A 23,500-nucleotide genomic window follows, 5' to 3' on the forward strand; every position below is an offset into this window, starting at 1 on the left:
GATGGGGATGCAACTCCCTTCGGCCAAGGGCCGCAAGCGCGCCGCGCCGATGGCGGAGATCAACGTCACGCCGTTCGTCGACGTGATGCTGGTGCTGCTCATCATCTTCATGGTGACCGCGCCGCTGTTGACGGCGGGCGTGCCGGTGAACCTGCCCGACAGCCGTGCCAAGCCGCTGGATCAGGAGCAGGAGCCGATCCAGGTGTCGCTGGATGATGGCGGCCAGATTTTCGTCGGCGAACAGCAGGTGACCGAGGCGGGTCTGGCCGACGCGTTCGCGCGGATTGCTGCCGATGGGGGCGAGACGCCGCCGCAAATCTTTCTGCGTGCCGACCGTGCACTCGACTACGGGCGCGTGATGCGGGTGATGGGCGAACTCAACCGCGCCGGGCTGAACCGCGTGGCGCTGGTGACGGACGCGCAGGGCCAGTGATGCAGGGGCGGAGTCCATGAACCGGGGCGAGGGCACCGGGCTTGCGGTCGCGATTATCGGCCATGCCGTGCTGTTCGGCGTGTTGTCGGTCGGCTTTTTAGCGACGCCTAACGCCAATGAGTTGAAGTCGCAGCCGATCGACATTTCGCTGGTGGATGAAGTCGCGTTCGAGGCGGCGGCACCGGCTTCGGTTGAGGCACCGGCGGAATCGATGGCGCCCGATCCTGGTCCGCTGGAGGATGCCGCGCCGCCTGCACCCGCACCCGAGCCAGCGCCCGAGCCGCAACCGCCCGCGCCGCAGCCAGAACCCGCGCCTGCGCCCGCCCCGGTACCCAAGGCCGCGCCCAAGGCCGCCCCGAAACGCCCGGCGCCTGCGCCCGAAAAAGCAGCGCCCAAGGCTGCCCCAGTGCGCGAGGCTGCGCCCAAGACCCCGACGCGCACAGCGGAAAAATCCAAGGCTACAGGGGAAAGCACCGCCGCCAAGGCTACCCCGCGCAGCTCGCGGCTGGGCGATAATTTCCTGAAGGGCGTAGTCGCCAACCAAAGCGAAGGCAAAGCGCAGACGCCGCGCGCCCAGGCGGTGAGCGGCGCCGCCGTCGCCGGTCTGGCCGACGCGATCGCGCGTCAGGTCCAGCCTTGCGCCAATCGCATCGCCAGCCCCGGTCCCGGCGCGAACCAGATCCGCACCCGATTGCGCATGCAGATGCAGCGCAACGGATCGCTTGCCGCGCGCCCCGAAATTCGGGGGCAGACCGGCGTGGACGACGACAATCGCCGCTATGCCGAGCGCGTCGGCGAACTTGCCCGCGCCGCCGTTATCCAGTGCGCGCCCTATGAATTGCCCGCCGAACTTTATGAGGGCGGCTGGCAGGACATCATCATCAATTACCGACTGCCCGGCTGACGCAGATGAGAAGGAACCCCATGCCCAGCTTCAAAACCCGGCTCTCCATCGCCATCGCGGCACCGTTCGCGATGCTGACCGCGACCCCTGCACTCGCGCAGGTCGAAGTCGATATCGTCGGCGGCGTCAACGACCCCGCGCCGATCGCGATCCCGGCCATGCCAACCCCGAATGCGCAGGGCACGCCTGCTGGCGCGACCGACGCATTGGGGCGTCAGGTGGCGGAAATCGTCGCCAACAATCTCCGCAATTCCGGGCTGTTCAAACCCGTCGGGCCGACCGGCATCTCCGCGCCGACGATGGCGCAGGTTCAGGCACCCGATTACGGATACTGGACCGGCACCGGTGCCGCGACGCTCGTCCAGGGGTTCGTTCAGGCCAATGCCAACGGCACGCTGACCATCGGCTGTTATCTATACGACACCTTCGCGCGCACCGAATTGACGCGGCAGGGCTTCGTCGTGCAGCCGAGCGACTGGCGGCGCGGCGCGCACAAATGCGCCGACACCGTCTATACGCGACTGACGGGCGAGGGCGCCTATTTCGACAGCCGCATCGTCTATGTCTCGGAAACCGGACCCAAGGCGCGGCGCATCAAGCGGCTTGCGATCATGGATCAGGACGGGGCCAATCATCGTTTCCTGACCAACGGACAGTCGATCGTGCTGACCCCGCGCATGTCGCCGGACGAGCGCCGCATCGCCTATATGAGTTATCAGAATAACCGCCCTGCGCTCTATGTGTACGACCTCAACAACGGGTCGCAGCGCGCGCTGGTGCAGAATGTCAGCCTGGCGTTCGCACCGCGCTTCTCGCCCGATGGTCGCTGGATCCTGTTCTCGATGTCGACGGCCGGGAACACCGATATCTACCGGGTGTCTGCAAGCGGTGGCCAGCCGACGCGGCTGACCAATGCGCCGGGGATCGACACCGGGGCCAGCTATTCGCCCGACGGAAGCCAGATCGTGTTCGAAAGCGACCGGTCGGGCCAGCAGCAGCTCTATGTGATGGGCGCGGACGGATCGAACCAGCGCCGCATCAGCTTTGGCGGTGGGCGCTATGCGACCCCGGTATGGAGTCCGCGTGGCGACCTGATCGCATTCACCCGCATGGGTGGCGGCGCGTTCCGCATCGGCATCATGAACCCGAGCGGTGGTGGCGAGCGGCTGCTGACCAACGCCTGGGGCGACGAAGGACCGAGCTGGGCGCCCAATGGCCGCGTGCTTACCTATTTCCGCGCGGCGCAAGGGTCGGGTCGCGCCGAATTGTGGGCGGTCGATCTGACCGGCCAGGCCTCGCGCCGCATCCCGACGCCGATCGACGGCTCCGATCCGCATTGGGGACCGTTACGCCCCTGAACTTTTTTTGAGTAGCTGCGTTCAACCGGGGTCGCCTAGCGCGACCCCCAAAAATCCGAGGAGACACGATGATGGTCAACAAGAAGCTCATTTTGGTGGTCGCGGCTGCGGTCGCAATCAGCGGTTGCGCGAAGAAGCGCCCCGACGTGCTGCCGCCTGCTGCGGGCGATACGGGCGCGATGCCCGGCGATGGCGGCTACACCGATCCGAATGCGGGCATGGGCGGGCTTCAGGACCAGTTCCGTCAGGCCGTCGGCAACGACACGGTCAATTTCGCGCTCGATCGCTATGATGTGGACGGCACCGCCCGCGCGATCCTCGATCGCCAGGCCCAGTGGCTGAGCCAGAACCCGAACGTCCGCGTCTCGATCGAGGGCCATGCGGATGAGCGCGGCACCCGCGAATACAACCTCGCGCTGGGCGACCGTCGCGCCAATTCGGTGTCCAACTATCTGTCGGCGCGTGGCGTGTCCGCGACGCGGATCACCACCGTCAGCTATGGCAAGGAACGCCCGATCGCGATGGGTTCGGACGAAGGCAGCTGGGCACAGAACCGCCGCGCGGTGACCGTCGTCATCCAGTAATTTCTCGTATTCGCTGCGGGTCGCACACTTGCAGTCGAGGGGGCGTCGTCGGGTAACCGGCGGCGCTCTTTTTCTTGGTTTAACCCGTCGTCCTTCCATTTAGCGTCATCCACACGAGCACTGCGGATAGGGCGCGTGTGATCGCGGCCGAGCCACGCGGCCCGCCCTTATTCGAACTTCTTGTCAGTCGCCCAGCACGTCAGGAGTTGCAGACGGTTACCAAAGCGGCTGTCCGCCCTTACGCCGCCATCGAATAGGGTTTGATCTCCCCATTCAGATAAAGGTTGCGCGCCTTTGCCCGGCTGAGCTTGCCGGATGAGGTGCGCGGCAGGGTGCGCGGGGGGACGAGTTCGACGACGCAGTTCATCCCGGTGACCGAACGCACGCGTTCCTTGATCTCGTCGTGCAGCTTCTTGCGCTCGACCTCGTCCGAGGTGCGGCACTGGACGAGGACCGCGGGGGTTTCCTCGCCGCCCGGCGTGGTGATCGCGAAGGCGGCGATGTCGCCCGCCTTGAACCCCGGCAGCTGTTCGACCGCCCATTCGATGTCCTGCGGCCAGTGATTCTTGCCGTTGACGATGATCATGTCCTTGGCCCGGCCGACGATATAGACATAGCCGTCGGACAGATAACCCATGTCGCCGGTGTCGAGCCAGCCGTCGGCCATGCACGCGTCGGTCGCCTCCGGATCGCGGAAATAGCCGACCATGACGCTCGGCCCCTTGCACCAGACCTTGCCGATCGCGCGTTCGGGGAGGACCGTGCCGTCGGATTCGCGGATTTCGACGGTCATATCCTTGACCGGCTTTCCGCAATTGACGATCGCACGGTAGCGTTGCGGGCGGTCGCCATGTGCTTCCATGCCGGATAGTTCGGTTTCCTCGACCAGCTCGACGATGATGCCTTCACCCGGCGGCATGATCGACACCGCAAGCGTGGCTTCCGCCAGGCCATAGCTGGGGAGAAAGACCGAGGCCTTGAACCCCGCGTCCGCGAAGGCATCGACGAACGACTGCATCACGTCGGGGCGGATCATGTCGGCGCCGTTGCCCGCCACCCGCCAGCGCGACAGGTCGAAGCGGTCGGATGCCTTGGTCTGCGACGACATGCGGCGCGCGCAGATGTCGTAGCCGAAGGTCGGCGAGTAGGAGAGTGTGGTGCCGGTGTTGCGGCTGATGAGGTCGAGCCAGGCGAGCGGGCGCCGCGCGAAATCCTCGGTTTTCAGATAATCGGTCGAAACCTGATTGGCGATCGGCGACAGGAAGCAGCCGACCAGTCCCATGTCGTGATACCAGGGCAGCCAGGATACGCAGCGGTCGGTCGGCTCCAGCTCCATCCCGTGGCTGTGTGCCGACAGATTGTTGAGCAGGGCGTGGTGGGTGATCGCGACGCCGTGCGGGAATCGGGTCGAGCCGCTGGAATATTGGAGATAGGCGATGTCGTCGCCCTTCGCCTGAGGGAGCGCCACGTCGGGGGCTTCGCGGGTCGCGAAGCTCTCCCAGTCGATGCCCTCAACCCCCTTCGCCTGGGCGGCTTCGCCCGCCATCGCGGCGAGTTCGGCCGGATAGAACAGCATTTTCGGATCGCAGCTCGAAAGCTGAACCGACAATTGGTCGATATAATGCTGGCTGCCGCCGAAGCTGGTGGGCAGCGGCAGCGGCACGGGCCAGGCACCGGCATAGACCACGCCGAAAAACAAGGACGCGAATTCGGGGCCGGTCTCCGCAATCAGCGCGATGCGGTCCTCGGGCTTCACGCCGGCCGCGATCAGGCGGCGGGCCTGCGCCAGTGCGTCGTCGCGCATTTCCGAAAACGGATAGGGACGCACCAAAGCCCCGCGCGCGTCGTGAAAGTTCAGCCCGCGTTCTCCGGTCGCGGCGTAATCCAGTGCCGCACCCAGCGTTTCGAAGTCCGCCCAGCGGCGTGCGACCGAATCCTGCGTGGGCGTCGGCACCAGTGCCGCCCGTGCATCATCCGTCTTAACCGTTTCGCTATCGTTCATTCGTAACCCTTGCGCCCCGTGTTGCGGCCTATCGTCCCCCGCCCTTGTCCGACAGATACGGCCAAAGGCGGCGGCGCGATGCACTACGCCATCGTTCAAATTCGGTTGCCAGTGTGGCACAATCATGGCCGATGGCCCGATCCGACCGCCCCGCACGACCGCTGGACCATGCCGCGCTCGAACGTCTGGCGCTCCGCTATGTCGAACGCTTCGCCACGACAAGGGCGAAATTGGTGCAGTATCTCAACCGCAAGGTGCGCGAACGGGGGTGGGAAGGCGATTCGCCCGATCCGGTGGCGCTGGCCGATCGCTTTGCCGAACTGGGCTATATCGACGATCGTGCGTTCGGGGAGGCGCGGGCGCGCTCGTTGACCAGGCGGGGGCTGGGGATGCGGCGGGTGGCGATGGCGCTGGCCCAGGCGGGCGTGCCGGGTGAAGACCGTGAGGAAATCCTCCCCGACGTCGCCGAAGCCGCCGTCGATACGGCGTTGAAATTCGCAAAACGTCGGCGATTCGGGCCGTTCGGCAGCGTCGAAGTCGATCGCCCGGTTCAGGAAAAGCAGGTCGGCGCAATGGTGCGCGCGGGTCATGCCCCCGATCTCTCCCGACGGATCGTGCGACTGGGGCCGGGCGCGGATGTTGCGTTTCTTTTCGAAACGAAGTGAATAAAGTTTTTTCGCCTTTTGCGAACGCGCATGATAATAGTGTGGCGGGGGTATGAACAATATGCGTGCCGAAATGAGTCACGCGCCGCATGATTATGACGCGGCCGTGCATTCCAGTACCGAGCGAAACGAACCCGCCGGGGTGCCGGTTTCGGGTGTGGTCAAATGGTTCGACGTGACTCGCGGCTTCGGCTTCGTCGTGTCCGACGATCCCGATTATGGCGACGTGCTCGTCCATTTTTCCGTGCTTCAGGCGCATGGCCGCCGCAGCCTCCCCGAAGGCGCGCGCGTCGATTGCATCGCCGTACAGCGCAATCGGGGGATGCAGGCGCGTGAGATCGTCGCGATCGACTTGTCGAATGCCGTGGAGGCGCCGCGCGAACGCCAGGGCGACCGGCCCGAACGGCTGAGGCTGGTCGAAGAAGCGGGGCCGTTCGAAGGCGTGACGGTCAAATGGTTCAACCGGTTGAAAGGATACGGCTTTCTGGTTCGCGATTCGACCGATGGCGACGTGTTCGTGCATATGGAAACGTTGCGCCGTGCGGGCGTCGAGACGGTCGAGCCCGATGACCGCTTGCAAGCGCGCATCGTCGAAGGTGACAAGGGGCCACTGGCGGTTGCGGTCGAAAGGGATAGTTGACGCTTATGTTGTCGGTAAAATTGCTGGGTGCGGTGATGGCCGCGACGATGGTGCCGCTGGTCGGCGGTTGCACGAGCGAAAGCGGGACCGCTGCCTCCAATGCGACGACGCAGGACCGGCTGGTTACCGTGACCGTCCAGACCAAGGCGGGTCCGAAGACGTTCCGGGTGGAGACGGCCCGCACCCGCGAGGAACAGGACCGCGGGCTGATGTTCCGTACCGACATTCCCGAAGATGGCGGCATGATCTTCCACCCCTATCCGGCCGAAGGCGGCCCCCCGCGCGAGGCGAGCTTCTGGATGAAGAACACGCCGACCTCGCTCGACATCATTTTCATCCGTGAGGACCGGACGATCGCGCGGATTGCCGAAAACACCGTGCCGTTCGATGAAACCAATGTGCGGTCCTACGAACCGGTCGCCGCCGTGCTGGAACTGAAAGCGGGCAAGGCCGCCGAGCATGGCATCGCGGTCGGCGACAAGGTGAGCTGGGAGGGGCTTTAAGGCCCTCTCCACGGTCATTGAACGCTTCTTCCCCGTTCGTTTCGAGCGAGGTCGAGAAACGTGATGCAAGCGCCAAGGCCGTTTCTCGACGACGCTCGAAACGAACGGGTGGGGCGTGGAAAGGGGAGAGACTTATGCGGGTTCGTATCCGGGCGTTGCCGCTGGTGCTGGCGCTGTCGCCCTTGGCCACCGCGTGTTCGAGCGAAAGCGTCAATGCCAATGCGGCGGCTACCGAACGGTTGGTCGATGTAACGGTCGCCACGCAGCAAGGTCCGCGAACTTTCCGCGTCGAGGTCGCCAGCACTGCCGAAGCACAGGATCGCGGGCTGATGTTCCGCACCGACATTCCGCAGGACGGCGGGATGCTATTCTATCCCTATCCCGGTGACGGTGGCCCGCCGCGCGAATCGGGTATCTGGATGAAGAACACGCCGACCGCGCTCGATATCATCTTCATCCGCGAAGACCGAACGATCGCGCGGATCGCGGAAAATGCGGTGCCGTTCGACGAAACAACGCTGCGATCGGGCGAGCCGGTGGCGGCGGTGCTTGAGGTGCACGCGGGGAAATCGGCGGAACTGGGAATTGCGGCGGGCGACAAGGTGAGTTGGGGAGGGCTGTAGGGTGGTAGTGGCGTCGCAGGTGTCACATCCCGTCGGGTCGGAAAGCGTGATCGTCGCATGACAGCTTTTCGCGCGTTATTGATCCTGCTCTGGATCGCACTGGCCGCCTACACGGCAGTCGTGATTTCGCAACATGGTATCGGGCTGTTGCCCATTTTCTTGGGCGACATCGCTACGCTTGCATGGCCGGGCCAGTTCAATCTCGATTTCCTGTGATTTCTGATCCTGTCGGCGGTGTGGACCGCTTGGAGAAACGCGTTTTCGGCGGGGGCGCTGTTGCTCGCGGTTCTGGCGTTTTTCGGCGGGGCGGGTTTTCTGATGCCCTATCTCCTGTTTCTAACGTTTCGCGAGAGAGGCGATCTGGTCCGCGTCCTGATCGGCGGTCGTCGAACCTGAACCCGACACTGGTTACCGTTCCGCCTCCCGGGACACCTCCAACCCAGTTGCCCCACTCCGCTGCGCGCTGTAAGCGCACAGGCATGGGCATCAATCTCAATCCATTCACCTGGTGGAACGGCGCGACATGGGGGACGATGGTCGGCCTGCGCGGCAAGAAGCAGGTCGGGACCGACGCGCTGGGCAACGTCTATTACGAAGGCGGCAAGGATACGGCGGGCAATCCGCGGCGCTGGGTGATCTATGACGGATCGAACGACGCCAGCCGGGTGCCACCAGAGTGGTTTTCGTGGCTGCACCATCAGGTCGACTCGGCACCCGACCAGTCGATGCCGCCCGCGCGCCGCTGGGAACAGCCGGCGGTGCCCAACCTGACCGGATCGGCGCTCGCCTATCGCCCGCCGGGTGCGCTGGAGGCAGGCGGCAAGCGCGTCGCCGCGACCGGCGATTACGAAGCCTGGAGCCCCGAGGCGTGAATTCGCGCCGGGCGGGCATCGCCCTGCTGATCGCATTGGTGATCGGCATTGCGGGCTGGTTCGGCTGGCGCGCCTGGCAGGATCGTGCCGCGACGCCCGCGCCTGCCGCCGGTTCGAGCGTCACGCTGCCGGTGCCTGGCGGCGCGGACAACCAGACGGGCGACGAGGTGCAGTTCGACACCGGCCCCGTCGAGGTGGTGGTCGAAGGCACGACGCCGATGGCCGAACGCGTCGCGGTGCTGGGGTTGCTCAACAAGCGCAACAGCCAGACATGGGAATTGACGATGCGTCCCGGCCAGTCGCTGCGCTACGGCGACGCGGTCGTGCATTTGCGCGCGTGCGAGCGCACCGCGCCGTGGGAGCCGGACCAATTGACCGGTGCGTTCGTCCAGCTTGACGTACGTCAGGCTGACGGGCGCTGGGCGCGCGCGTTTTCCGGCTGGCTCTACGCCGAACAGCCCGCGCTCAACGTCGTTCAGCACCCGTTGTTCGACGTCTTCCCCAAAAGCTGCGCGATGACCTTTCCCGAAGGCGGTGAGGAATTGGGTGGCGGCACCAGCGGATCGTCGGCACCCAGCCGGTCGAGCGCGCGCCAGTCGCCATCGACCGACGGCGAGCCCGAGGAAAGCCCGGCCGAGGAAGCGCCGAGCGCGGAACTCAGCAACGCCATATAATCGTCGCGGCTGATTTCCGCCGCGCCGAGCGAGGCGAGGTGATCGGTCTGGAACTGGCAATCGAGAAGCGTGAAGCCGCCCGCGTTCAGCCGCGCCACCAGCCAGGCGAAGGCGACTTTCGACGCATCGGTCGCGCGACTGACCATCGATTCGCCGAAGAAGGCGCGGCCGAGCGCCAGGCCGTACAACCCGCCGACCAGCCGGTCGCCATCCCAGCATTCGACCGAATGCGCGAAGCCCGCAGCGTGCAGATCGACGAAGGCGCGTTCGATCGCGGCGTTGATCCAGGTATTGGGGCGATCCTCCGCGCTTTCGGCGCATAACGCGATGATGTCCGAAAAGGCTTGGTCAGTGGTCACCCGAAACCGGTCGCGCGCGATCGTTTTCCGCAAGGATCGCGACAGGTGAAATCCTTCGAGCGGCATCACCGCGCGCCATTTGGGCTCGACCCAGTAAACGCTCGTCGCCTCGCGATCGTCCGCCATCGGAAAAACGCCCATGGCATAGGCGCGGAGCAGCAATTCGGGATCGAGCGGATCGGCGCGGCTCATGGCTCGAATGTGGCGACTCGCGCCCGCGCCGACAATGGCGAAACGTCATTCGACTGCGGAAGGGGCGTGCGTGTCGATGCTGCCAACGTCAAAGTCTGGAAGTCGTCGCCTCAACTGAAACTGAAAGGGAACAAAGCGAATGATAACAAAAACTATGAACCTATATGGATAAAGTGGGGCTATATCCCATAAAATCCCCGTAAGAGGCGTTGCGACCCGTCCTGCTTTGAGTTAGAAAATTCGTCCGAGGGGGCACGCTCCTTATTTCCTGATCTTCACCGGGCCGACGGACAGGGCCGTTTCCCGGAACGGGAGAGGTGTGTGTTCGCCGCTTTGGGGTGAAGCGTGACGAACCGTGAACTCTATGAAGGCTTTGCGCTGCAGGCGGTCGATGCGAAGGGTCGCGTCGCCATCCCCGCCGACTTGCGCGCTGCCATGGAGCGCAATTCGGACAGCCGCACGATCGTTGTCCGCCGCAACGGTGACTGCCTGACCGCTTATGATGTCGAGCGGTCGAAGGACGAATTCGGGCGTATCCACAACCGCGAAATCGCCGCTGAAGAAGCGGCCGGCCTGGACGGGGGAGTCGTGCCCACCCGCGCCAAGGCCAATGCGTTCGGCAAGGTGGAGCGCACGCCGTTCGACCCGTCCGGTCGCTTCATCCTGCCGCGCTTCTTCAAGATGAAGGCGGGGATCAACCATTGGGCGTTTTTCGTCGGGCTCGGCGACACGTTCGAAATCTGGGCGCCCGAAGTGCTGATGGCGACCAGCGACGACGAGGAATTGAAGGAAATCTGCGCCTTCTGCCTCGACGACAAGAAGGTGACGCTGTGAGCGCGGTCGATCTGATCCCGCGCGATGCGCCGCATCGGCCCGTTCTGCTCGATGAGGTGATCGAGGGTCTGGCGATTGTCGAAGGCGAATGCCATGTCGATGCGACCTTCGGTGCAGGCGGCTATAGCCGTGCGATGATCGCGGCGGGTGCGCGGGTGATCGCGTTCGACCGCGATCCCGATGCGATTGCGAACGGGCGTGCGCTGGAGGCCGAAAGCGGCGACGCGCTGACGCTGGTCGCGGCGGATTTCTCCGCGATGGAGCGCGAACTTGCGGCGCTGGAGGCGATCCCCGTTGATGGCGTGACGATGGATATCGGCGTGTCGTCGATGCAGCTCGATCAGGCGGCGCGGGGCTTTTCGTTTCAGTCGGACGGTCCGCTCGACATGCGGATGAGTCAGTCGGGGCCGAGTGCCGCCGATTTCGTCAACGAGGCCGACGAAGCCGAGATCGCCGACGTGCTCTATAACTATGGCGAGGAACGCCAGTCACGCCGCGTCGCGCGCGCGATTGTCGCCGCGCGCCCGATCACCCGGACGGCGGAACTCGCCAACATCGTCCGCAAGTCGCTGGGGCACAAGCCGCACGACAAGAAGGATCCGGCGACGCGCAGTTTCCAGGCGATCCGTATCCATGTGAACCGCGAACTGGGCGAGCTGGTCGATGGGCTGGAAGCTGCCGAACGTGTGCTGAAGCCCGGCGGGCGGCTGGCCGTCGTCACCTTTCACAGCCTGGAAGACCGGCTGGTGAAGCAGTTTTTCCGCGAGCGTTCGGGCTCGCAACCGGCGGGATCGCGGCACCGCCCGGAGCTGGGGGTTGGTCGCGCCCCCAGTTTCGACAAACCGGCCCGTGCGGTGCGGGCAAGCGAGAGTGAATTGGCGCGTAATCCGCGCGCGCGTTCGGCGACGCTTCGGGTCGCGCGCCGGACCGACGCGGAAGCCTGGTCGAAGGGGAGCTGAGAAATGGCGTTGGGCTTCAAAGGGATGGGCTGGTTCCTGTGCGGTCTCGTGGTGGCACCCGGCTGCTACGTGGTCATGTCGCAGGTCGCGGCCGAACGCGCGCGCGTCGAAAGCGTCGACCGCGCGATCCGTCAGGCGAAACGCGACATCCGCAACCTGGAAACCGAGTTCAAGACGCGCGCCAATTTTGCGCAGCTCGAGCGCTGGAATGGCGAAGTCTTCGCGCTCGGCGCCCCCCAGCCCGAACAATTCGCAGGCGACATCGCCGAACTGGCGGCGCGCGGGATGGGTGAGGGCGACGCGCAGATGCGCTATGCCAGCTATGTCGTGCCGACGATGACCGCGGAGATCGACGACGCGGTGCGCGGCGGCATCCAGCGCGCGCAAATGGCGGCGCGCGAGGCCAGCCAGGCGGCGGCGCCCGTCCAGACGGCTTCGGTTGCGGCAGCGACCCCGGCGCGCCAGCTGTCCGACGCGACGCCCGAGACTGCACCTGCCAAGCTAGCTGCACCCAAAACGGTGAAGGCCGTGCCCGAACGCACTGCGGCGGCTCCAAAGGCGAAACCCGCAGCTCGTCCGGCCCAGCGCGCCGAAGTCGCGTCGCTCGACCGCAAGCTGTTGAGCGATTCGACGATGGGCGATCTGATGAAGGCCGCGCGGTCAGAGGCGCGGACCGGGCGTTGATCGTCCTGACCGCCCCCCAGATGATCGACCGGCGTGGTGCCGGGGCACGCAACCCGATGGTCGTCGCCGCGCACGCGCGGCTGATGGTGCTGATGCTCGTTTTTACCGCCTGCGTCGCGGTGGTGGTGTTCCGGCTCGCGCTGTTGGCGATCACGGTCGAGCCTGCGAGTGCGGCGACCGCAGCCAATGCGCTGGTTCCCCTGCGCGGCGATGTGGTGGACCGCAACGGCGCGCCGCTGGCGCGCACCATCGACGCCTGGTCGATCGGGATTCATCCCAAGAAGGTGATCGGCGACAAGGCGGCGCTTGCCGCACAACTCGCCGCCGTTATTCCCGACCGGACCGAGGCGCAGTATCGCCAGATCCTCGAATCGGATTTCACCTTCACTTATCTCAAGCGCCGCGCGTTGCCCGAACTGGTGGCCGATGTGAATGCGCTGGGCGAGCCCGGCATCGCGTTCGCGCGCGAGCCCGAACGGCTCTATCCGCAGGCCACGATGGCGGCGCACGCGCTCGGCTATCTCAACCGCGAGGGTGAGGGGATGCGCGGGATGGAGCGTGCGCTGAACGCGCAGCTCGTCGATCCGCAGGCACGCGCCGCGCCTACCCAATTGTCGATCGACGTGCGTGTTCAGGCGGCGCTGCAAAGCGAATTGTCGCGCGCGATGGCCAAACATTCGGCGGCCGGCGCGGGAGGCATCGTGCTCGATGTGAACACCGGCGAGGTCGTCGCGATCGCGTCGCTGCCGACCTTCAACCCCAACAATATCGCCGGCGCGACCGACGACATGCTGCGCAACAACATGACGCAGAGCCAGTATGAGCTGGGATCGACGTTCAAGCCGATCGCGATGGCGGGGGCGATGGATGCGGGCGTCGTCACGTCGATGTCGAAACGCTATGATGCGACCGCGCCGCTTCAGGTCGGACGCTTTCGAATCCGCGACGATCACGCGCAGAACCGCTGGCTGAACGTGCCCGAATTGCTGGTCCATTCGTCGAACATCGCCACCGCGCGGATCGCCGACGAAATGGGCCAGGCGCGGATGGAAAAACTGTTCCGCGATCTGGAATTCGACGAAGCGCCCAAGATCGAGATTCGCGAAAAGGGCAAGCCGATCTGGCCGAGCTATTGGGGCCGGACCACGATCATGACGACGGCCTACGGCCACGGGATCGCGGTGACGCCGCTGCATCTGGCCCAAGCCTATGCGGCGCTGGTCAATGGTGGCATTCTGCGTCCTGCGACGATGCTCAAGGTCGAGCCGGGCAAGGCAGTCGAGGGCAAGCGGGTCTTTTCGCAGAACACCAGCTGGCGGATGCGCCAGATGCTGCGGATGATCGTCACCGAAGGCACCGGGCGTCGCGCCGAAGCGCCCGGCTACCGCGTCGGGGGCAAGACCGGGACGGCTGAAAAGCCCGGATCGGGCGGCTATAGCCGCAGCGTGAACGTCTCTACCTTTGCCGCCGCCTTTCCGATGGATTCGCCCCGTTATGTCGTGATCGCGATGCTCGACGCGCCCAAGGGCACGTCGGACACGTTCGGGTTCACGGGCGCTGCCTGGACTGCCGCGCCGGTCGTGTCGCGCGTGATCCAGCGCACCGGGTCGATGCTGGGGGTGATCCCCGATCGCGGCACCGATATCGACACCGCCGAACTGAAGGCGCTGATGTGGCGTGCGCCGGGCGAGCGCGAAGCGATGGCGAACGCGGAATGAAGCTGTCCGCCCTCGTGCCCGGCGGCGGCGATGCGACCGTCACGGGCTTTGCGATCGATCACCGCAAGGTCGCGCCGGGCACGATCTTCGGCGCGTTCGAAGGCGCGCGCGTCAATGGCGAGGATTTTATCGACGCGGCGGTGGCGTCGGGGGCGATCGCGGTCGTCGCGCGGCGCGAGGCGAAGGTCGAAGGCGCGGTGCACATCGTCGCCGATTCTCCCCGCGCCTGTTTCGCCGAGCTGGCAGCGCAATTCTTCGGGCCGTTTCCCGAAACGGCGGTGGCGGTCACCGGCACCAACGGCAAGACATCGACGGTCGAGCTGACGCGGCAATTGTGGCGGATGGCGGGGCATCACGCCGCCTCGATCGGGACGCTCGGCGTCATCACGCCCGACGAGCGGGTGACGACCGGGCTGACCACGCCCGATGTCGTGACCTTCCTGTCGAACGTCGCCGGGTTGCAGCGCGAAGGCGTGACGCATCTGGCGTTCGAGGCATCGAGTCACGGGCTGACCCAGTATCGCACCGAAGGGTTGCGAGTCCGGGCGGCGGCGTTCACCAATCTCAGCCGCGATCACCTCGACTATCATGGCGACATGGCGGCCTATTTCACCGCCAAGTTGCGGCTGTTTGCCGAGGTGCTCGACGCCGATGGGACCGCGGTCGTGTGGGCCGACGATCCCCAGTCGGAGCGTGTGATCGATCTGGCCCATGCGCGCGGCAATCGCCTGATGACGGTGGGCACGCATGGCGACACGTTGCGGCTGGTCAGTCGCGCGCCGACTCTGCTCGGGCAGGGGCTGGTGATCGAGCATGAGGGCGTCGAGCATAAGGTCAACCTGCCGCTGATCGGTGCGTATCAGGCGGCGAATGCGCTGGTTGCCGCCGGATTGGTGATTGCCACCGGGGGTGAGGCGAAGGCGACGCTGGCGGCGCTCGCGCGGCTTCAGCCGGTGCGCGGGCGGCTGGAACGTGCGGTGATCGCGCGGTCTGGCGCACCCGTCTATGTCGATTACGCGCACACCGCCGACGCGCTGGAGGCGGCGATTGCGGCATTGAAGCCCCATGCCACCGGCAAGCTGATCGTGGTGTTCGGCGCGGGCGGCGACCGCGACGAGGGCAAGCGCGAGGACATGGGCAAGGTCGCGGTGGCCGAAGCGGACGTGGTGATCGTCACCGACGACAATCCCCGCACCGAAGACCCGGCCGCCATCCGCGCGATGGTGATGTCTGGCGCGGTCGGCGCGACCGAGATCGGCGACCGGCGCGCGGCGATCCGCGCGGCGATCGACATGGCGGGCGCACAGGACATCGTCCTGATCGCGGGCAAGGGGCATGAACAGGGCCAGATCGTCGGCGATATGGTGTTGCCGTTCGACGATGTGGTGGTCGCGCGCGAGGAAGCGGCGTGATGGATGCGCGGGCCTTCCATAACCCGTTCGTTTCGAGCGAAGTCGAGAAACGCATTCCCTGCGCGTGCGATAGGTTTCTCGACTTCGCTCGAAACGAACGGGGAGGGGCTGTAGCGTGATCGCTCTCTGGACCTCCGCTGAGATCGCTGCCGCTACCGGCGGAACAGCGTCCAGCGACTTCACCGCCACGCAGGTCGCGTTCGATTCGCGGGAGGTCACCCCCGGCACGTTGTTCATCGCATTGAAGGGCGAGGCGACCGACGGGCATAAGTTCCTCGCCCAAGCCTTCGATCGCGGCGCATCGGGTGCGATCGTGTCCGAAGATTGCGACCACCCGCACGTCCGCGTCGCCGACACGATGGCCGCGCTCGAGGATTTGGGTCGAGCCGCCCGCGTCCGCACCGATGCGAAGATCATCGGTGTCACCGGATCGGTCGGGAAGACCGGGACGAAGGAGGCCCTGTTCGCCTGTCTCGATCGCGTTTCGCGGGGGCAGGCGCACCGATCGGTCAAAAGCTACAACAACCATACCGGCGTGCCGCTGAGCCTCGCGCGGATGCCTGCCGATACCCGGTTCGGCGTGTTCGAAATGGGGATGAGCCATGCGGGCGAGCTGGCCGCGCTGACGCGGATGGTGCGCCCGCATGTCACGCTGGTCACCACCATCGCGCCCGCGCACACCGAGTTTTTCTCCGGCGAGGAAGCGATTGCCGATGCCAAGGGAGAGATTTTTCAGGGGCTGGAACCCGGCGGCGTCGCCATCATCCCTTATGACAGCCCGCACCGCGACCGGTTGATCGCCGCGGCGACGCCTCATGCGGGCAGGGTCGTCACGTTCGGGCTGAGCAAGGACGCTGATGTCCATCCGATCGAACGGATGGCGGCGCTGGGCGGCGGCACTTTCGTTTCCGCGCGCGTGGGGGACAAGGAACTGAGCTTTACGCTTGCGCTCCCGGGCGAGCATTGGGTCGCGAACGCGATGGCGATCCTCGCCGCCGTCGATGCGGTGGGCGGCGATCTGGCGCAAGCGGGACTGGCGCTCGCGGAACTCGAAGGACTCGCCGGGCGTGGCGCGCGGCTGACGGTTGCGCTGCCCGGCGGCGACGCGCTGGTGATCGACGAAAGCTACAACGCCAATCCGGCATCGATGCGCGCGACGTTGAAGGTGCTGGGTGCCGAGACGGCCGCGCGGCGCATCGCGGTGCTCGGCGAGATGCGCGAACTGGGCGACGACAGCGATGCCTATCACGCGGCGCTTGCCGGTCCGCTCGACGAAGCGAGCATTTCCCGCGCCATATTGGTTGGGGGCGGCATGACGGCGCTGGCGAAGGCGCTTGAGGGTCAGATGGATTTCGTCCATGTGGCCACCGCCGCCGAGGCACAGGACGCGCTGGACGCGATTCTGTCGCCGGGCGACGCCGTCCTCATCAAGGGTTCGAACGCAGTCGGGCTGTCGGCACTCGTCGCCAGCCTGTCGGGAAGGGGCTGATGCTTTACCTCATTGCCGAATATCTGGGCTTTCCCAGCGTATCGAACCTGATTCGGTATTTGTCGTTCCGTGCGGGCGCGTCGGTCGCGACCGCCCTGTTCATCGGCCTGATCATCGGTCCCAAATTCATCGGCTGGCTGCGCGTTCGCCAGGGCAAGGGGCAGCCGATCCGCGAGGACGGCCCGCAATCGCATCTGGCGAAGCGCGGCACGCCGACGATGGGCGGTCTCCTGATCCTGACCTCGCTGACCTGTTCTGTGCTGCTGTGGATGGACCTGTCCGATCCGTCCGTCTGGGCGTGCCTGTTCGTGCTGATCGGGTTCGGCATGATCGGTTTCCTTGACGATTACGACAAGGTGAGGAAAGCGACGACGGCGGGCGTTCCCGGAAAGGTGCGGCTGCTTGGCGAGTTCCTCATCGCGGGTGTGGCAAGCTGGATCATCATCCAGCAATCGGGGACGAACCTGTATCTGCCGTTCTTTTCCCATATCTCGGTCGATCTCGGCTATTTCTACATCCTGTTCGCGGCCTTTACGATCGTTGCGTTCGGCAATGCGGTGAACCTGACCGACGGACTGGACGGCCTTGCGACGATGCCGGTCATCATCGCTGCGGTGGCGCTGATGGTCATCACCTATCTGGTCGGCAACGCGCGCTTCGCCGAATATCTGGGCATCCCCTATGTCGAGGGCGCAGGCGACCTCGCCATTTTCTGCGGGGCGATCGTCGGCGCTGGGCTGGCCTTTCTGTGGTTCAACGCGCCCCCTGCGGCGGTGTTCATGGGCGACACCGGCAGCCTGGCGCTGGGCGGCGCGCTGGGAGCGATCGCGGTGGTGTCGAAGCACGAACTGGTGCTGGCGATCATCGGCGGACTGTTCGTGGTCGAGGCGCTGAGCGTCATCATCCAGGTGTTCTTCTACAAGCGCACCGGCAAACGCGTGTTCCGCATGGCGCCGATCCACCATCATTTCGAACAATTGGGCTGGTCCGAGCCGACCGTGGTGATCCGCTTCTGGATTATCGCGCTGGTGCTGGCGCTGGCAGGCCTGTCCACGCTGAAACTGCGGTGAGCGAGGGCGCAGCCCTTCGCGTCACCGTGTTCGTGTGCGGGGTCGGGCCGCGCACCGCGAAGCTGATCGCGCATATCCTGGGCGATGCAAACGCGGTGCGGTTGATCCGTGCCGATGACGAACCCGCAGGCGGCGTGACGGTGCTGACCGGGGTCGATCCCGGCATCGATGTTTCGCGTGACGCTTTGATTGTCCAGCATCTGCTGGCGCGGCCCAAGGGTGCGCCACTGGTGGTCGGCATCGGTGACGTGCGCGCGGGCACGATTGCGCGTCAGGTTGCGATGTCAGGTCGGGGCGAGGATCTGACCAAGGTTGCGCCGGGCGTGTGCCTGAACGCATCGCGCTGGCCGGGATTGCAGGGACCGGGCGACGATCTGGTCGCGCTGTGCGCAATTGCCGCGTGCGAAGCGCTGGACGTGGATCAGTCTATGATCGACAAGGGTCTGGAAAGTTTCGGCGCCGCTGCCGTATCGACGGCCGCGCCAACCGTGGGGGCGGGAACATGACCGATGTGTTGCGCGGGACCGGAGGCGTATCGACCGGTCGCCTGCGCGAGAAATTCGACCGCCGGGTCGGGCGTTCCAGCCGGTCGCCGATCGCGATGTGGTTCTGGGAAATCGACCGCGTTCTGTTGCTGATGGCGCTGTTCCTGATCGCGATCGGGCTGATCGCGGTCGCCGCTGCCTCGCCTGCCTCCGCCGACCGTTATTCGGACATCCAGCACCGTATCGCGCCGATGGAGTTTTTCTGGAAACAGGCGGGCTGGGTCGGGCTGTCGATCCCCGTCATGCTGGTGGTGTCGATGCTGCCGATTACGCTGGCGCGGCGGCTGGCGCTGCTGGGGCTCGTCGTGTTCGCGGCGTTCCTGGCGCTGACGCCGGTGCTGGGCGTGACCGTCAACGGTGCCAAGCGCTGGATTTCGGTCGGGATCGGCCAGTTCCAGCCTTCCGAGTTCCTGAAACCGATGTTCGTGGTGACGACGGCCTGGCTGTTGTCGTTCCGCGCCAAGGACCAGACGCTTCCCGTCGTGCTCATCACCGGCGCGCTGACTGCGGTGATCGGCGGGCTTCTGATGCTCCAGCCCGATTTCGGGCAGACGGTGGTGTTCGGCCTCATCTGGCTGACGATGCTGACGGTCGCGGGCACCTCTCACAAGATCATCGGCACATTGCTTGGCGCGGGCGTCGGCGGGGTGGTCGCGGCTTATTTCTTCTACGACACCGCGCGCATCCGCATCGACGGCTATCTGTTCGGCGAAGGCGGGCAGGTGACGGACACCTATCAGACCGACATGGCGCATTCGGTGCTGACCGCCGGAGGCGTCGTCGGCACCGGGCCAGGGGGCGGACGCGTCAAGTTCCTGCTGCCCGAGGCGCATACCGATTATATCTTTGCCGTGATCGGCGAGGAATTCGGGCTGATCGCCTGCGCCATCGTCGCGCTCCTGTTTCTCGGCATCGTCATCCGCGTGTTCGTCAAATTGCTCGACGAGGAAGACCCGTTTCGCGTGCTCGCCGCAGCAGGCCTTGCCGCGCAATTCGGGCTACAGGCGCTGATCAACATGGCGGTCAATGTCGGGATCGCGCCGTCCAAGGGGATGACGTTGCCCTTCATCAGCTATGGCGGATCGTCGATGGTGGCGCTGTCGATTGCGATGGGACTATTGCTCGCCTTCACGCGGCGGAACCCGTATCTGTCGCGATCAACCTATAATGTGAGATATGGTGGATGAGCCGTTCGCGGCATTTCGTATTGGCGGCCGGGGGCACCGGCGGCCACATGGTTCCCGCAGCGGCGCTCGCGGCGGAATTGCGCGCGCGTGGGCATCACGTCGCCCTTGTCAGTGACGAGCGTGGCGTGCGTTTTCCCGGCCTGTTCGACGGCGTGCAGACGCATGTCCTGCCCGCCGGGCGGTTTGCAGGCGGGCCGATCGGTTATCTGAGGGCGGCGCGCAAGATGGCGGAGGGTCGCGCGATGGCGATCCGCCTGCTCGACAGTTTCCAGCCCGCCGCCGTCATCGGCTTCGGCGGCTATCCGGCGTTCCCGACCCTGCTCGCGGCGTTCCATCACAAAATCCCGACCGTCATCCATGAACAGAATGCAGTGCTCGGCCGCGTCAACCGGCTGGTCGCGGGCAAGGTCGATGCGATCGCCACCTCCTATGCCGATGTCGCGCGGTTGAAGCCGAAATTTGCCGCCAAGATGCGGCTGATCGGCAATCCGGTGCGCGCTGAAGTGTTGGAGCTTCGCCACAAACCCTATCCAATGCTCGACGAGGAAAGCATTTTCCGTGTCCTCGTCACCGGCGGCAGCCAAGGCGCGAGCGTGTTGAGTCAGGTGGTGCCCGACGGCCTTGCCATGCTGCCCGTCCATTTTCGCCGTCGCCTGCAGGTCACGCATCAGGCGCGGATCGAGGACATTGACGCGGTGCGCGCCAAATATGCCGAGCATGGCATTCCGGCGGAAATCGCGACCTATCTGCCCGACATGCCCGAGCGGCTGGCCTGGGCGCATCTGGTGATCGCGCGCGCGGGTGCATCGACCATCGCCGAGCTGACGGCGGCCGGACGCCCCGCGATTCTGGTGCCGCTTCCGACCTCTACCGACGATCACCAGACCGCGAACGCGCGCGAGATTTCGGAAGCGGGCGGCGCGCGCACGATCCAGCAGCGCGCATTCACGCCGGGTGAACTTGCCAAGCAGATGCAGAAGCTGGGGCTGGAGCCGCGCGCGCTGGAAAACGCCGCCGGTCGCGCGAAAAGCTGCGGGCGACCCGATGCGGTGCGCGACCTCGCCGATCTGGTCGAGCGGATCGACGGATCGCAGACCGCCGGACCGGTTACGCTGTCGAGGGCGGCGGCATGAGGGGGGTCGCCACCGACATCGGCACGATCCATTTCATCGGCATCGGCGGCATCGGCATGTCGGGCATCGCCGAGGTGATGCACAATATGGGCTATAGCGTTCAGGGATCGGACGCCGCCGACAGCTATGTGATCGAGGGGCTGCGCAAGCGCGGCATCCCCGTTGCCATCGGCCAGGATCCGGTCAATCTGGGCGATGCGGCGGTGGTGGTCACCTCGACCGCGATCAAGCGCGGCAATCCGGAAGTCGAAGCCGCTTACGCCAACCGCATCCCCGTGGTCCGCCGCGCGGAGATGCTGGCCGAATTGATGCGCCTGAAATCGACCGTCGCGGTCGCGGGCACGCATGGCAAGACGACAACGACCAGCATGATCGCCGCGATCCTCGACGCCGGGCATATCGACCCGACGGTCATCAATGGCGGGATCATCAACCAATATGGCTCCAACGCGCGGCTGGGCGACAGCGAATGGATGGTGGTCGAGGCCGACGAGAGCGACGGGAGTTTCCTGCGGCTGGACGGCACGATTGCGGTCGTGACCAACATCGATCCCGAACATCTCGACCATTATGGCTCGTTCGAGCGCGCCAAGGACGCCTATGTCGAGTTCGTCGAGAACGTGCCTTTTTACGGCGCGGCGCTGTTGTGCCTCGACCACCCGGAGGTGCAGGCGATCATCCCGCGCGTCCGCGACCGCCGGATCGTGACTTATGGCTTTGCGGCGTCGGCCGACGTGCGCGGGGTCAACGTGCAACCCTATCCGGGCGGCAACAGGTTCGAGGCGATCATCCGCCACCGGGACGGCACCACGCGATCGATCGAGGACATCGACCTTCCGATGGCGGGGCGGCACAACGTCCAGAACGCGCTGGCGGCGGTCGGCGTCGCGCTGGAAATGGGCATCGACGATGCGACCATTCAGAACGGATTCGCGCAGTTCGGCGGGGTCAAGCGACGCTTCACCAAGGTCGGAGAGATCGGCTTCGATGCCGGGCCGCCCGCGATCGTCATCGACGATTACGGCCACCACCCGGTCGAAATCCGTGCGGTGCTGTCGGCCGCGCGCGAGAGTGCGACGGGTCGGGTGATCGCGGTCGTCCAGCCGCATCGCTATTCGCGGCTGGGCAATCTGATGGATGAGTTCGCGCAAGGGTTCAACGACGCCGATCAGGTCTATGTCACCCCGGTCTATGCCGCGGGCGAAGCGCCGGTCGAGGGTGTCAATGCCGATGCCCTGGTCGCGCGCACCGCCGAACGCGGGCACCGCGCGGTGGAGACGGTGGCCGATGCGGATGCGCTGGCGGCAACGCTCGCCGAACATGCGCGGCCCGGCGACCTGATCGTGTGCCTGGGCGCGGGCGACATCACCAAATGGGCAGCGGGCCTTGCCGATGCGGTGAATGCCCAGCGAAAGGTGGCGGCATGAGCGACTGGTTCTCCACAGCGATCGAAATGCAGCGCGAGATTCTGCGCGCGCAACAGGCGCAGGTCGATGCCGCGCAGAAAATGCTCGATGCGGGCAAGCAGATGACCGAGTTTCAGGCGGCCGGGCAGAAGGCGGCCGAGGCGAATATGGCGGCGTGGAAGGCCTGGGCCGGGCTGTGGGGCGTGAAGAAGTGAGTGGGTCTGCCGCCACTTCTCCGTGCGTTTCGAGCGAAGTCGAGAAACGTGAGCCTGGCGCTCGCGAGCGTTTCTCGACTTCGCTCGAAACGAACGGGGTGAGGGGGAAGCTGACGCCGGATGTCCCGCTGGCCCCGCTCGTCTGGTTCAAATCGGGCGGTGTCGCCGAGTGGCTGTTCGAGCCGAAGGATGTGGCCGACCTCCAGGATTTTCTCCGTGATCTCGATCCCGCAACACCGGTGATGGCGCTCGGCCTCGGCTCCAACCTGATCGTTCGCGACGGCGGGGTGCGCGGGGTGGTGATCCGGCTGGGCAAGGCGTTCGCGACCGTCGATCAGGTCGATGCGACCACGCTCCGGTGCGGCGGCGGCGCGTCGGGCATCCTTGTCTCGTCCAAAGCGCGCGATGCAGGCATTGCGGGAGTCGAATTCCTGCGCTCGATCCCCGGCACGGTCGGCGGCTTCGTGCGGATGAATGGCGGGGCTTATGGGCGCGAGACGGCGGACATATTGGTCGAATGTGAGGTGGTGTTGCGCTCGGGGGAGGTGCGGACGCTGGCGGTGGATGCGCTTGGCTATCGCTACCGTCATTCGGAACTGCCCGAGGGTGCGGTGGTCGTGTCCGCGACCTTTCGCGGTTCGTCTGGCGAACCTGCCGATATTCAGGTCGAGATGGACCGCATCGCCACCTCGCGCGAAGCGTCGCAGCCGCTGCGCAGCAAGACCGGGGGGTCGACTTTCAAGAACCCGGACGGCGACAAGGCGTGGCGGCTGGTCGATGCGGCGGGCTGTCGCGGGCTGACGCGCGGCGGGGCGCAGGTCAGCGAGAAGCATACCAATTTCCTGATCAACACCGGCGATGCGACCAGTGCCGATATCGAAGGGCTGGGTGATGAGGTGCGCGCGCGCGTGAAGGCGGCGTGCGGAGTCGAGCTTGAGTGGGAGATTCAGCGCGTGGGGGAGAGGGCGTGAGCATCACTCCTGCCTCTTTCATCGTCATTCCCGCGGAGGCGGGAATCCATAGGCGCTATCGTTCCGAT

25 protein-coding genes and 1 pseudogene are annotated in these 23,500 nt (G+C 65.7%); 24 read left to right on the forward strand and 2 right to left on the reverse strand.

The genetic code is table 11. The features are described from left to right. Nucleotide 1 precedes the first annotated feature (1 nt). From tolR to pal, 4 genes are all read left to right on the forward strand, one after another. On the forward strand, nucleotides 2-433 hold the full coding sequence (gene tolR / locus ACX0GZ_RS12660; protein ID WP_458816985.1) for a protein TolR: 432 nt from the start codon (nucleotides 2-4) through the stop codon (nucleotides 431-433). Nucleotides 434-449: 16 nt separating this feature from the next. Continuing rightward, complete coding sequence (locus ACX0GZ_RS12665) at nucleotides 450-1,337, forward strand: cell envelope biogenesis protein TolA (RefSeq protein WP_458816987.1); 888 nt, start codon at nucleotides 450-452, stop codon at nucleotides 1,335-1,337. Between the two features lie 20 nt (nucleotides 1,338-1,357). Beyond that, nucleotides 1,358-2,695 (forward strand): Tol-Pal system beta propeller repeat protein TolB, encoded by a 1,338-nt coding sequence (tolB, locus tag ACX0GZ_RS12670; RefSeq protein ID WP_458816989.1) that lies wholly within the window; start codon nucleotides 1,358-1,360, stop codon nucleotides 2,693-2,695. Between the two features lie 71 nt (nucleotides 2,696-2,766). Continuing rightward, nucleotides 2,767-3,279, forward strand: coding sequence for a peptidoglycan-associated lipoprotein Pal (gene pal / locus ACX0GZ_RS12675; RefSeq protein WP_458817127.1), 513 nt, complete (start codon nucleotides 2,767-2,769; stop codon nucleotides 3,277-3,279). 238 nt (nucleotides 3,280-3,517) lie between these two features. On the opposite strand, the gene ACX0GZ_RS12680 is transcribed toward pal, so the two are convergent. Then, nucleotides 3,518-5,281 (reverse strand): fatty acyl-AMP ligase, encoded by a 1,764-nt coding sequence (locus ACX0GZ_RS12680; RefSeq protein ID WP_458816991.1) that lies wholly within the window; start codon nucleotides 5,279-5,281, stop codon nucleotides 3,518-3,520. A 131-nt stretch (nucleotides 5,282-5,412) separates the two neighbouring features. Between ACX0GZ_RS12680 and ACX0GZ_RS12685 the strand changes: the two genes are divergently transcribed. The 7 genes and pseudogenes from ACX0GZ_RS12685 to ACX0GZ_RS12715 form a co-directional block, all read left to right on the forward strand. Continuing rightward, entirely contained in the window at nucleotides 5,413-5,946 is a 534-nt protein-coding gene (locus ACX0GZ_RS12685) for a regulatory protein RecX (RefSeq protein WP_458816993.1), read from the forward strand. Nucleotides 5,947-6,007: 61 nt separating this feature from the next. Beyond that, complete coding sequence (locus tag ACX0GZ_RS12690; protein ID WP_458817129.1) at nucleotides 6,008-6,586, forward strand: cold-shock protein; 579 nt, start codon at nucleotides 6,008-6,010, stop codon at nucleotides 6,584-6,586. A 5-nt stretch (nucleotides 6,587-6,591) separates the two neighbouring features. After that, nucleotides 6,592-7,089, forward strand: coding sequence for a DUF192 domain-containing protein (locus ACX0GZ_RS12695; protein WP_458817131.1), 498 nt, complete (start codon nucleotides 6,592-6,594; stop codon nucleotides 7,087-7,089). A gap of 134 nt (nucleotides 7,090-7,223) precedes the next feature. Next, entirely contained in the window at nucleotides 7,224-7,712 is a 489-nt protein-coding gene (locus ACX0GZ_RS12700) for a DUF192 domain-containing protein (protein WP_458816995.1), read from the forward strand. 57 nt (nucleotides 7,713-7,769) lie between these two features. After that, the gene (locus ACX0GZ_RS12705; RefSeq protein WP_458816997.1) at nucleotides 7,770-7,928 is read left to right on the forward strand and encodes a hypothetical protein; all 159 of its coding nucleotides are present in this window, start codon (nucleotides 7,770-7,772) and stop codon (nucleotides 7,926-7,928) included. A gap of 263 nt (nucleotides 7,929-8,191) precedes the next feature. After that, on the forward strand, nucleotides 8,192-8,584 hold the full coding sequence (locus tag ACX0GZ_RS12710) for an NADH:ubiquinone oxidoreductase subunit NDUFA12 (protein ID WP_458816999.1): 393 nt from the start codon (nucleotides 8,192-8,194) through the stop codon (nucleotides 8,582-8,584). A 284-nt stretch (nucleotides 8,585-8,868) separates the two neighbouring features. Beyond that, nucleotides 8,869-9,036: pseudogene (locus ACX0GZ_RS12715) on the forward strand (DUF2155 domain-containing protein); the annotation flags it as partial. A 23-nt stretch (nucleotides 9,037-9,059) separates the two neighbouring features. Here ACX0GZ_RS12715 and aat read toward each other — a convergent pair. Further along, entirely contained in the window at nucleotides 9,060-9,809 is a 750-nt protein-coding gene (aat, locus tag ACX0GZ_RS12720) for a leucyl/phenylalanyl-tRNA--protein transferase (protein WP_458817001.1), read from the reverse strand. A gap of 345 nt (nucleotides 9,810-10,154) precedes the next feature. Between aat and ACX0GZ_RS12725 the strand changes: the two genes are divergently transcribed. From ACX0GZ_RS12725 to murB, 13 genes are all read left to right on the forward strand, one after another. Beyond that, complete coding sequence (locus ACX0GZ_RS12725; protein WP_458817003.1) at nucleotides 10,155-10,643, forward strand: division/cell wall cluster transcriptional repressor MraZ; 489 nt, start codon at nucleotides 10,155-10,157, stop codon at nucleotides 10,641-10,643. After that, nucleotides 10,640-11,602 (forward strand): 16S rRNA (cytosine(1402)-N(4))-methyltransferase RsmH, encoded by a 963-nt coding sequence (gene rsmH, locus ACX0GZ_RS12730; RefSeq protein ID WP_458817005.1) that lies wholly within the window; start codon nucleotides 10,640-10,642, stop codon nucleotides 11,600-11,602. The genes ACX0GZ_RS12725 and rsmH overlap by 4 nt, the downstream gene beginning before the upstream one ends. Nucleotides 11,603-11,605: 3 nt before the next feature. Then, nucleotides 11,606-12,286 carry a hypothetical protein gene (locus tag ACX0GZ_RS12735; RefSeq protein WP_458817007.1) on the forward strand — a complete coding sequence of 227 codons (681 nt, stop codon included), beginning with the start codon at nucleotides 11,606-11,608 and terminating at the stop codon, nucleotides 12,284-12,286. Then, complete coding sequence (locus ACX0GZ_RS12740; RefSeq protein ID WP_458817009.1) at nucleotides 12,283-14,004, forward strand: peptidoglycan D,D-transpeptidase FtsI family protein; 1,722 nt, start codon at nucleotides 12,283-12,285, stop codon at nucleotides 14,002-14,004. Before ACX0GZ_RS12735 ends, ACX0GZ_RS12740 begins: the two co-directional genes overlap by 4 nt. Further along, the gene (locus ACX0GZ_RS12745; protein ID WP_458817011.1) at nucleotides 14,001-15,416 is read left to right on the forward strand and encodes a UDP-N-acetylmuramoyl-L-alanyl-D-glutamate--2,6-diaminopimelate ligase; all 1,416 of its coding nucleotides are present in this window, start codon (nucleotides 14,001-14,003) and stop codon (nucleotides 15,414-15,416) included. The genes ACX0GZ_RS12740 and ACX0GZ_RS12745 overlap by 4 nt, the downstream gene beginning before the upstream one ends. 118 nt (nucleotides 15,417-15,534) lie before the next feature. Continuing rightward, entirely contained in the window at nucleotides 15,535-16,905 is a 1,371-nt protein-coding gene (locus ACX0GZ_RS12750) for a UDP-N-acetylmuramoyl-tripeptide--D-alanyl-D-alanine ligase (RefSeq protein WP_458817133.1), read from the forward strand. After that, complete coding sequence (gene mraY / locus ACX0GZ_RS12755; RefSeq protein ID WP_458817013.1) at nucleotides 16,905-17,975, forward strand: phospho-N-acetylmuramoyl-pentapeptide-transferase; 1,071 nt, start codon at nucleotides 16,905-16,907, stop codon at nucleotides 17,973-17,975. Before ACX0GZ_RS12750 ends, mraY begins: the two co-directional genes overlap by 1 nt. Continuing rightward, on the forward strand, nucleotides 17,972-18,481 hold the full coding sequence (locus ACX0GZ_RS12760; protein ID WP_458817015.1) for a hypothetical protein: 510 nt from the start codon (nucleotides 17,972-17,974) through the stop codon (nucleotides 18,479-18,481). Before mraY ends, ACX0GZ_RS12760 begins: the two co-directional genes overlap by 4 nt. Beyond that, a complete protein-coding gene (locus ACX0GZ_RS12765) occupies nucleotides 18,478-19,707 on the forward strand; it encodes an FtsW/RodA/SpoVE family cell cycle protein (RefSeq protein ID WP_458817017.1) in 1,230 nt (409 codons plus the stop codon). Before ACX0GZ_RS12760 ends, ACX0GZ_RS12765 begins: the two co-directional genes overlap by 4 nt. Further along, the gene (murG, locus tag ACX0GZ_RS12770) at nucleotides 19,704-20,840 is read left to right on the forward strand and encodes an undecaprenyldiphospho-muramoylpentapeptide beta-N-acetylglucosaminyltransferase (RefSeq protein WP_458817019.1); all 1,137 of its coding nucleotides are present in this window, start codon (nucleotides 19,704-19,706) and stop codon (nucleotides 20,838-20,840) included. Before ACX0GZ_RS12765 ends, murG begins: the two co-directional genes overlap by 4 nt. Beyond that, a complete protein-coding gene (gene murC / locus ACX0GZ_RS12775) occupies nucleotides 20,837-22,267 on the forward strand; it encodes a UDP-N-acetylmuramate--L-alanine ligase (protein ID WP_458817021.1) in 1,431 nt (476 codons plus the stop codon). The genes murG and murC overlap by 4 nt, the downstream gene beginning before the upstream one ends. Continuing rightward, nucleotides 22,264-22,461 carry a hypothetical protein gene (locus tag ACX0GZ_RS12780; protein WP_458817023.1) on the forward strand — a complete coding sequence of 66 codons (198 nt, stop codon included), beginning with the start codon at nucleotides 22,264-22,266 and terminating at the stop codon, nucleotides 22,459-22,461. Before murC ends, ACX0GZ_RS12780 begins: the two co-directional genes overlap by 4 nt. Before the next feature lie 98 nt (nucleotides 22,462-22,559). Continuing rightward, nucleotides 22,560-23,432: a UDP-N-acetylmuramate dehydrogenase gene (gene murB, locus ACX0GZ_RS12785; protein WP_458817025.1), complete on the forward strand. Its 873-nt coding sequence runs from the start codon at nucleotides 22,560-22,562 to the stop codon at nucleotides 23,430-23,432. Nucleotides 23,433-23,500 lie beyond the last annotated feature (68 nt).

Source organism: Sphingomonas aestuarii (genome assembly GCF_054457155.1).

What these genes read in the sequence shown, in the direction of transcription:
- ACX0GZ_RS12700 (WP_458816995.1), top strand. Translation starts at nt 7,224, where the DNA reads ATGCGGGTTCGTATCCGGGCGTTGCCGCTGGTGCTGGCGCTGTCGCCC.
- tolR (WP_458816985.1), top strand. Translation starts at nt 2, where the DNA reads ATGGGGATGCAACTCCCTTCGGCCAAGGGCCGCAAGCGCGCCGCGCCG.
- ACX0GZ_RS12695 (WP_458817131.1), top strand. Translation starts at nt 6,592, where the DNA reads ATGTTGTCGGTAAAATTGCTGGGTGCGGTGATGGCCGCGACGATGGTG.
- ACX0GZ_RS12685 (WP_458816993.1), top strand. Translation starts at nt 5,413, where the DNA reads ATGGCCCGATCCGACCGCCCCGCACGACCGCTGGACCATGCCGCGCTC.
- ACX0GZ_RS12765 (WP_458817017.1), top strand. Translation starts at nt 18,478, where the DNA reads ATGACCGATGTGTTGCGCGGGACCGGAGGCGTATCGACCGGTCGCCTG.
- ACX0GZ_RS12710 (WP_458816999.1), top strand. Translation starts at nt 8,192, where the DNA reads ATGGGCATCAATCTCAATCCATTCACCTGGTGGAACGGCGCGACATGG.
- ACX0GZ_RS12745 (WP_458817011.1), top strand. Translation starts at nt 14,001, where the DNA reads ATGAAGCTGTCCGCCCTCGTGCCCGGCGGCGGCGATGCGACCGTCACG.
- ACX0GZ_RS12735 (WP_458817007.1), top strand. Translation starts at nt 11,606, where the DNA reads ATGGCGTTGGGCTTCAAAGGGATGGGCTGGTTCCTGTGCGGTCTCGTG.
- ACX0GZ_RS12705 (WP_458816997.1), top strand. Translation starts at nt 7,770, where the DNA reads ATGACAGCTTTTCGCGCGTTATTGATCCTGCTCTGGATCGCACTGGCC.
- ACX0GZ_RS12665 (WP_458816987.1), top strand. Translation starts at nt 450, where the DNA reads ATGAACCGGGGCGAGGGCACCGGGCTTGCGGTCGCGATTATCGGCCAT.
- ACX0GZ_RS12780 (WP_458817023.1), top strand. Translation starts at nt 22,264, where the DNA reads ATGAGCGACTGGTTCTCCACAGCGATCGAAATGCAGCGCGAGATTCTG.
- ACX0GZ_RS12680 (WP_458816991.1), bottom strand. Translation starts at nt 5,281, where the DNA reads ATGAACGATAGCGAAACGGTTAAGACGGATGATGCACGGGCGGCACTG.
- mraY (WP_458817013.1), top strand. Translation starts at nt 16,905, where the DNA reads ATGCTTTACCTCATTGCCGAATATCTGGGCTTTCCCAGCGTATCGAAC.
- murC (WP_458817021.1), top strand. Translation starts at nt 20,837, where the DNA reads ATGAGGGGGGTCGCCACCGACATCGGCACGATCCATTTCATCGGCATC.
- aat (WP_458817001.1), bottom strand. Translation starts at nt 9,809, where the DNA reads ATGAGCCGCGCCGATCCGCTCGATCCCGAATTGCTGCTCCGCGCCTAT.
- pal (WP_458817127.1), top strand. Translation starts at nt 2,767, where the DNA reads ATGGTCAACAAGAAGCTCATTTTGGTGGTCGCGGCTGCGGTCGCAATC.
- ACX0GZ_RS12690 (WP_458817129.1), top strand. Translation starts at nt 6,008, where the DNA reads ATGCGTGCCGAAATGAGTCACGCGCCGCATGATTATGACGCGGCCGTG.
- tolB (WP_458816989.1), top strand. Translation starts at nt 1,358, where the DNA reads ATGCCCAGCTTCAAAACCCGGCTCTCCATCGCCATCGCGGCACCGTTC.
- murG (WP_458817019.1), top strand. Translation starts at nt 19,704, where the DNA reads ATGAGCCGTTCGCGGCATTTCGTATTGGCGGCCGGGGGCACCGGCGGC.